General features: G+C 68.3%; 4 protein-coding genes. 1 reads left to right on the top strand and 3 read right to left on the bottom strand.

Going from position 1 to position 8,508, the window contains the following annotated elements; all coding sequences use genetic code 11:
- Nucleotides 1-344: 344 nt before the first annotated feature.
- The 3 genes from ACFC79_RS06970 to ACFC79_RS06980 form a co-directional block, all read right to left on the bottom strand.
- Nucleotides 345-2,066, bottom strand: a complete 1,722-nt coding sequence (locus tag ACFC79_RS06970; protein ID WP_376236229.1) for a protein kinase family protein — start codon at nt 2,064-2,066, stop codon at nt 345-347.
- A 126-nt stretch (nt 2,067-2,192) separates the two neighbouring features.
- Nucleotides 2,193-4,352, bottom strand: a complete 2,160-nt coding sequence (gene murJ / locus ACFC79_RS06975; protein WP_376236231.1) for a murein biosynthesis integral membrane protein MurJ — start codon at nt 4,350-4,352, stop codon at nt 2,193-2,195.
- Nucleotides 4,353-4,401: 49 nt separating this feature from the next.
- Nucleotides 4,402-6,711 carry a DUF6049 family protein gene (locus ACFC79_RS06980; protein ID WP_376236233.1) on the bottom strand — a complete coding sequence of 770 codons (2,310 nt, stop codon included), beginning with the start codon at nt 6,709-6,711 and terminating at the stop codon, nt 4,402-4,404.
- A 182-nt stretch (nt 6,712-6,893) separates the two neighbouring features.
- Here ACFC79_RS06980 and ACFC79_RS06985 point away from each other — a divergent pair, with 182 nt between their 5' ends.
- Nucleotides 6,894-8,336: a CCA tRNA nucleotidyltransferase gene (locus ACFC79_RS06985; RefSeq protein WP_376236236.1), complete on the top strand. Its 1,443-nt coding sequence runs from the start codon at nt 6,894-6,896 to the stop codon at nt 8,334-8,336.
- Nucleotides 8,337-8,508: the final 172 nt, after the last annotated feature.

Here is an 8,508-nt window from a genome sequence, read left to right on the forward strand (position 1 = left end):
GCCCCGTAATGGGATATCTGATCACCAATGAAGAGAAATGTTCGTATGGGTGAGCGTGCCATGCGGCGTTGTCACCTTTGCCTGCCCAACTCTTGTTGTCGTGCTGGGTGTTGGAAGCCGCTGAGTTGCGGGAATCCGTGGGGAGCCATGCCGCGCGGGCGCGCATCGTGGGCAATTCGGATGGGAAGGGTGGCGGTTGCGCATGCCTTTCCTGCATGGAATTCCTGAGGATTTGTGCCCGCGCTCGAAGACGCCTTCGCGCCGATCGAAGAAGCCGGGGCCGCCGGAGCTTTCGTTCCTGGCGGGCCCGGCTTTCCACGCCGTGGCGGACAAGGCCGATGTGATTACTCCGCGGCGGAGAAGGTGACGTCCGTGATGGCCTGCTTGTAGCCGGATTGGGTGTAGGAATCACCCGACGCATACGGTGCGGCAGTGATCCAGACGAGTACATAACGCGTCTTTGTCGGTGTTCCGGCCTTCAGCTGGACCGACACGCCGTTCGTGCTCTGTGTCGCGAACGGCTTCAGCGACTCGACGGGGGCGCTCGGCGACATGCCGTCCTCCGCGTACAGCGAAACCGTGGTGTGATTCCCGCTGTACAGGAGTCCTATGGACGCGTTGGAGACATTCTTCTCCGAGCCGAGGTCGTAGACGATGCCGACGCCCTTCTTGTACGGGGCGAGTTCGGGGCCGTCCATGTAGGTCTTGGACCGCCAGAAGGTCGAACTCTTGCCGTCGTACGTCTTGTCGACCTCGCCCGGCGCCTGCGGGAATCCGTCCGGGGCGTACTCCCGCGCTTCCGTGATCTTGACCGGGGCGGGCGCCTTCGGCTTGCCGCCGTCGTCGGTGGTCTGCGTCGTCTGCTGGTCGTCGGACCCCTTGTCGTGGTGCAGCAGGGCGTCTGCCAGCTGCCAGCTGCCAAGTCCCAGCGCGGCGATGAGCAGGGCGGAGACCGCCCACTTCAGAGCCTTGCCGGTGCGGCTCTGCAGCGGAGGCGGCGGCACGGCGATCACGGGTGCGGTCGCGGCGACGCCGGGCCCGGCGGCCGGACGCCGATAGTTTCCCTGCTGGTAGGTGGTGCGCTGGTACTCCGGGGGCGCGGTGAAGACGGGCTCCGGCGGGCGGATGCGAGGCATCGCCGCGACGGCCTTGGCAAGTTCGTCCGGGGTGGTGCACGGTTTTTCCTGCCGGGAGGCAGTGGCGCCGTCATTGGCGAGGGCACGCATGGAGAGCTCGGAAAGACCACGGTGCACTCCGGCCCGCACCTGGTCCGGAGCGATCAGGCCCACGCCCTTGGGCAGACCGGACAGACCGTAGGCATCGGTTTCGTACGGCCAGCGCCGAGTGAGTGCGGCGTAGAGCAGGGCCCCGATCGCCTCGGTGTCCGCCCGCTGCGGTCCGTCGGAGGTGATGCCGCGCAGGGCGGCGTTCACCGCGAGGCCGCGGATCCGGTACTGGCCCGTGGAGCTCCGCAGGACTGCCCCCGGCGTCAGCCTCAGATGGGCGAGCCCCTCCCGGTGGGCCGCCGCCATGGCCTGGGAGACCTGACTGACGAGCTGGTACGCGTCGTGCGCCTCCATCGGCCCCGAGGCCAGCAGGGAGGTGAGCTCGGTGGCGTCGGGGAGCCATTCGTGGACGACGTAGACGAGGTCGTCCTCCTCCACCGCGTCGAGCACCTGCACGAAACGCGGGTCGCCCAACAACGCTGCGGACCGTGCGGCGGCCAGCACGGAGCGGGCGCGAGGGTGGTCGGCGGGGAGCAGGTGAACGCCCACCGCGCGGCGCAGCTTCTCGTCGACGGCACGCCAGCTGCTGAACCCGTCCAGCCGGGTGACGCACTCCTCCAGCCGGTAGCGTTTCGCGAGTTTGTGCCCGCTGTGCAGGTCGGGGGCAGGCAGGGTGGTTTCGGAACGGTGACGCTCGTCGTCCTTGTCCTGCGACTTCGGGCCCGTCGAGTCCTGAACTTCTGCCGTACCGTCGGCCGTGGTCTCATCCGCCTTGGCGGTCAGCGGTTCGTCACCGCTGTTGTCGGCCACGTCGACGGCAGCCGTGCTACGTTCCGCCACCGTCGTTCCTGCCTCCCCATCCGTTGCGCGATGCCAGCCAGCTCTGCACAGTCACGCCAATTGTGCCCACACTCCGACGCAATGCACGACACGCAAGGGGCGGTGATGGTTGTGCACCGGTGATCCTCAGCGTCCGAGTCGCCCGCGGACCATGCCGACCATGCCGTTGATCTCCTCGATGCGCATCCGCTTGCCCGCGACCACGAAGACGCCCATCAGAACGGCTCCCCCGCAGATCAGCGCGACCAGGGAACCGAAGGCGCCCTCACCGAGACCCTGGAGAACGGCGAAGCCGATTCCGCCGCCGAGCACGGCCGCCGGGACGGCCGCCAGGCACAGCCGGGCGTAGGTGCGTACGACGTTCGCACCGTCCAGGTCACCGCCCAGCCGGTTGCGCAGCCGTCGCCAGGCGACTCCCACGCCCACCGCGTAGGCGAGCCCGTATGCGGCGGCCATGCCGACCACGGCCCACTGGGCCGGCAGGATCACGTAGCAGAGGGCCGAGGCGGCCGCGTTGACGGCGGCGACGATGACCGTGTTGTAGAAGGGCGTCCGGGTGTCCTCGTAGGCGTAGAAGCCTCGCAGCACCACGTACTGGACGGAGTACGGGATGAGGCCGAGCCCGAATGCCATGAGGATGTATCCCATGGAACGCGCTGCCTCGTTGCCGGCCGACGAGTACATGAGGGTGCACATCGGCAGACCGAGGGCGAGGAACATGAAGGCGACCGGCACGATGGCGACCGCCGAGTTGCGCAGGCCGTGGGAGATGTCGTCACGGACGGCACCCGGGTCGCCGTCGTGGGCGGCTCGGGAGATGCGGGGCAGCAGGGCCGCCATGACCGACACCGTGATGATCGCCTGCGGCATGCCCCAGATCAGCTGGGCGTTGGAGTAGGCGAGGAACCCCGCGCCGTCCTTTCCGGACAGCTTGCCCGCCGAGGTCGCCAGCTGGGTCACGACGAGCACGCCCGCCTGGTTGGCCAGGACGAACAGCACGGTCCACTTGGCCAGCTTGATCGTCTTGCCGAGGCCGTGCCCCCGCCAGTCGAAGCGCGGACGGAACCGGAAGCCTGCCTCGCGCAGGTACGGGATCATGGCCAGTGCCTGGACGACGAGGCCGAGAAGGGTGCCGATGCCCAGGAGCCGGATGCCGTCCGGCGGGATCGTCTGGACCCCCATCCGGGATTCGGCGGAGGTGCCGTAGACCCAGATGAACATGCCGAACGTGAAGATCATGACGATGTTGTTGAGGACCGGGGTCCACATCATCGCGCCGAACCTGCCGCGGGCGTTGAGGATCTGCCCCATCACGACGTGGATGCCCATGAAGAAGATGGTGGGCAGGCAGTACCGGGCGAACGTCACGGCGACGCTGTTGGCCGCCGGATCCCGTGCGATGGTCGGCGACATCGCGTGGACCAGCCACGGGGCGGCGAGGACGACGATCGCGACGATCACACCGAGCGCGACCATCACCAGAGTCAGTAGCCGGTTGGCGTATGCCTCGCCGCCGTCCTCGTCGTCCTTCATGGAACGGACGAGCTGGGGCACGAACACCGAGTTGAGGCCGCCGCCCACAGTGAGGATGTAGATCATCGTCGGCAGGGTGTACGCGATGGTGAAACTGTCGCCGAGCAGGGCCGCTCCGAGTGCGGCGGTCATCACGAGTGTGCGGACGAAGCCGGTGAGCCGGGACACGAGGGTGCCGGCGGCCATCAGCGCACTGGACTTCAGCAGGCCGGAGGCCCGGCCACCCGATTTGGCGGGCGCGGGCGCCGGTGCGGGCTCGGGCTCGGCCGGAACGGGCGAGGTGCTCGCCGGACCTTCCTGGTCGCGGTACAGGTGCGCGAAGGCATCCGGCTGCTCCTGGCCCTGCGACGCCTGGCCGACGAGGTCGTCCACCCCGACGTACTGGGTGGTCGCCGCGCTGTCGCCGTACGGCAGATACCGCGACGGACCGTCGGGCTCGGGAGGCGGCGTCTGGGCCCAGACACGCGGATCCGGCGGGTACTGCGCCGGGGACGGCTGCTGGTACATCGGCTGGGGCTGCTCGTACGTGCCGGGGGGCGGCGGCGGGTGCGCGGCGCGGTCGTAGAGCGCCTCGGCCACCGGGTCCTGGGACGACAGGTCCTGAGCCCGGTAGGGATCGTGGCCGTACGCGGTCTGCAGGTACGGATCGGGCGTCGATGGAACCCCGCCCGGTCCGGGAGGCATCGGCGGACCGTCGGAAGGCCCGGCTCCGCCCGCACCCTGACCGCGGTCACCGTCGTACGGCGCGTTCATCGAAACCCCACCTCATCGTCCCCGGCCGACCGGCCACGACAGACATCGCTCAACGTTCCACTTTCTCACCCGAGCCCGACGCCTCCCGGCTTTCCGGACCGGTGTCCGGCGCGGGGTCACTCGGGTGCTCGGGTTCCTCGCCGTCGTCTCCGTCCGCATCCGCGCCGACCGCGGCGGCCCGCTTGCGCTGGGTGTACATCCTGATGCCCGCGAGGACCAGCAGCAGCAGTCCGCCGGCGATGACGAGCAGCACGGTCGGGGTGAGCTCCGAGACCTTCACGGTGAAGGTCATCTCCTCGCCGTACGGTGTGCCGTCCTCGGTGTAGAGCTGGGCCGTCATCTGCACCTGGCCGTTGATGTTGGCCGCGGCGTCGAACTTCACGGACTGGCTGTGGCCGCCGGCGATCCGGATCGGCTGTTCCGCCACGGCTCCGCCGTCGTTCAGCTTCAGCCGGGTCGCGTTGTCCGACTTCAGGCGCAGGACCAGATTGTCCACGCCCTGCAGGAGCCTGTTCTGCACGGTCACCGGGATCGTGGCGCTGCGGCCGGACAGGGTGACGTCGGACTTCGAGATCAGCTGCACCTCGTTGATGAGGCCCTGGAGATAGGTGCGAACGGAGTCCCGGTACTGCTGGGCCTCCAGGGGCTTGCCTCGCCACGACGTCGACATGGACCGGTTCACGGCGTTGCCGAAGGGGGTGACCACACGCTCGGGCAGGGTGAGGATGACCTGGAACTTGTTGAGCGAGACCTGCGTGGACTTGATGTCCTGGAATGCCTGGGTGGGCAGTTCCTGGCTGCGCAGCTTCTTCGGGTAGTGGGACGCGCCGGGAACGCTGGTCGTCGCGTCGGCGTCGGGCTTCGCCTCGGCCGCGTCCACGAGCCCCAGGGGCTGGGTCCAGCGCCCGTCGTCGAGTGCGTGCAGGGCGGTCGCCATCGAGTGGGCCTGGGCGACCGTCGGCATGCGCTGCGGCGCGACGACGATGCTGCGTTCCGCGTCCGTCCCCGTGTCCTGTTCAGTCAGGGCCAGGGTCTGGGCGAGGAACTTCTGCACCGCGAGAGTGGAGCTCCCCGCCTTCGACATGTCGCCCTGGAACGCCGTGGAGAGCCGGGCGTCGGAGACCACCGCCGTGGTGCCGCCACCGATCGGACGGGCCGCGGTCGGCGTGTACGACAGGTTGTCGCTCTCCTCCAGGCTGTCGCTGCGGGCGATCACCTTGTGGGCGCCGGCCGAGGTGGCGACATCGACGATCGCCGGGTCGATCGCTCCGTTGACGGGCCAGGCGAAGTCCGTCGACGGCGTCACGTGCAGGACGGTCTGCACGGTCGACCCGGCCGCCTCCGTGGCAGTCTGCAGATGGCTGAGGGTTCCCGACACGCTCTTGCCGCGGTGCGCGATGGCCGCCAGATCGGGGTCGGCGAAAGGCAGCGCGACCACCTTGCCGTCGGACACCGCGGCCTCCAGGGCGGCGAGCCACTTCTTCGCGACGGCCTGGTTCTGCCCGGCGACGGTGGTGTCTCCGGACTTGACCCGGTAACCCCGTGCCATCGCGTCGACACTGGCCAGCAGGTCGGGATCGATGACCCAGGTCACCGGCAGCTGGCTGCCGAGCGCGACCATCTGCTCAAGGCGTCCGCCCGGGGCGAGCTCGGCGGCCAGGCCGTCGTCGGCGAATACCGCCGTCTGCTCGTCGTCGGCTCCGGTCTCGGCGGTGACGTGGGCCGGCGCGATGAGAGGCCAGAGGTAGGTGAACTTCGTCCGGGTGTCGCGTTCCTCCTCCTGCCAGGGCAGGAAGGTGCGCTGGATCCCCAGCACGTGGTCGTACTGCGCCCGGGAGGTCTGCCCGGACAGGGAGACACCGATCTGGTAGACGCCGTCGTCGCCGAGGTCCAGCTTGGAGACCGGGACGGACAGCGTGAAGTCCTGGCTGATCCCCGAGCGGAGCTTCGGCAGCTTCACCGTGTACTTGCCACCGAGCGGGGCGGGATCACCGCCCGGAACGTATCCGGTGCGCTTGGAGGCGGCATCGATCATCGTCCGGCCGGTGAGCCTTGGTCCCACCCGCAGATCCACCGTCGCATCGGTGACCGTTGCCTTGCCCCGGTTCGTCACCGTGCCGGCGACGGTCAGTGTGTCCCCCTTCACCGGAGCGCTGGGAGCGATGGTGTCCAAGGACACTTTCACCGTCTCGGAGCCGGAGGGTGCCTTCGCGGCCGGGTCGGCGTGGGCTGAGGGGGCGGTCGGCGCGGTCAGCAGCGCCGCGACGAGCGGGGCCCCGACGATCAGGGATGCTGTGCGCCGCAGCCAGCGGCGGGCAGGAGAGGGACTGATTCCCTGATTGTCTGCCGCCTCGGCCACGCGCCTGCCCGTCCCTCGTCGTTGTCAGCTGGTGTCGATGGTTGTCGGTTGTTGCGTCCACGCATGGTAACGATGTACGCGGGTGCCCAGTGCTGCGGAGTGGGCCACAAGATCGGAAAGCCTCATGGGGCGGGGCGGAACTCGGACGACCGGGCCGGTCCGGGCACGTACCCTTTTCTGTTGTGTCGAACGCCAACGAAGACAGCCCCAGCGCCCTTACCCAGGTGCAGCACCGCGCAGTCAGTGAACTGCTGCGGGTGTCACCGGTCGCCGACGACCTCGCCCGCCGTTTCCAGGATGCCGGATTCGGTCTCGCTCTGGTCGGCGGTTCGGTCCGGGACGCCCTTCTGGGCAGGCTCGGGAACGACCTCGACTTCACGACGGACGCCCGCCCCGAAGCCGTGCTGAAGATCGTGCGTCCCTGGGCCGACTCGGTCTGGGAGGTCGGTATCGCCTTCGGCACGGTGGGCGCCCAGAAGGACGGCTACCAGATCGAAGTCACCACCTACCGGTCGGAGGCGTACGACAGGACCTCGCGCAAGCCGGAGGTCTCCTACGGAGACTCCATCGAGGAGGACCTCGTCCGTCGTGACTTCACGGTCAATGCGATGGCCGTGGCGCTGCCCCGGAAGGAATTCATCGACCCCCACGGTGGACTCGAGGACTTGTCCCGGCATGTGCTGCGAACCCCGGGCACCCCCGAGGAGTCCTTCTCCGACGACCCGCTGCGGATGCTGCGCGCTGCCCGCTTCGCCGCACAGCTGGACTTCGACGTGGCCCCCGACGTGGTCGCGGCGATGACGGAAATGGCCGGACGTATCGAGATTGTTTCCTCGGAACGCATCAGGGAGGAGCTCAACAAGCTGCTCCTGTCCGGCAACCCGCGCAAGGGCCTGGCGCTGCTCGTCGATACGGGGCTGGCGCAGTGGGTGTTGCCGGAGCTGCCCGCCCTGCGGCTGGAGAGTGATGAGCATCACCGCCACAAGGATGTCTACGAGCACTCGCTGACCGTGCTGGAGCAGGCGATCGACCTGGAGGAGGACGGGCCCGACCTGGTTCTGCGGCTTGCCGCGCTTCTCCATGACATCGGTAAGCCGAGGACGCGACGGTTCGAGAAGGACGGGCGGGTCTCGTTCCACCACCACGAGGTGGTGGGCGCCAAGATGACCAAGAAGCGCATGACCGCCCTCAAGTACTCCAATGACATGGTCAAGGATGTGTCCAAGCTGGTGGAGCTCCACCTGCGCTTCCACGGCTACGGCGACGGCGAATGGACCGACTCCGCAGTGCGTCGGTACGTCCGTGACGCCGGGCCCTTGCTGGAGCGGCTGCACAAGCTGACCCGTTCGGACTGCACCACCAGGAACAAACGCAAGGCCGCCGCACTCTCCCGGACCTATGACGGTCTTGAGGAACGCATCGCGCAGTTGCAGCAGCAGGAAGAACTGGATGCGATCCGGCCCGACCTGGACGGCAACGAGATCATGAAGACCCTGGGCGTCGGTCCCGGGCCGGTGGTCGGCAAGGCGTACGCGTTTCTGCTGGATCTGCGGCTCGAGCACGGGCCGATGGGGCATGACATGGCCGTCGACCGGCTCAAGGCGTGGTGGGCCGCTCAGGGATGAGTCATTGGACCCCGGCTTGCCGCTGACCGGGGTGTGCTGCCTTGTTTCACGTGAAACGTGAGGGTGGTTGGTGTGGGTGGGGGGGGGTGTTTTTAGGGGAACAAACCCCCCCCCCCCCCCCCAACCCGCGAGGGGGCCCGGGCCGTGGGGTATAAAAAAAAAAAAACACAAC

Origin of the sequence: Streptomyces sp. NPDC056061 (genome assembly GCF_042266885.1) — a bacterium.
In the GTDB taxonomy this organism is placed as follows: Bacteria; Actinomycetota; Actinomycetes; order Streptomycetales; family Streptomycetaceae; genus Streptomyces.

What these genes read in the sequence shown, in the direction of transcription:
- murJ (WP_376236231.1), bottom strand. Translation starts at nt 4,352, where the DNA reads ATGAACGCGCCGTACGACGGTGACCGCGGTCAGGGTGCGGGCGGAGCC.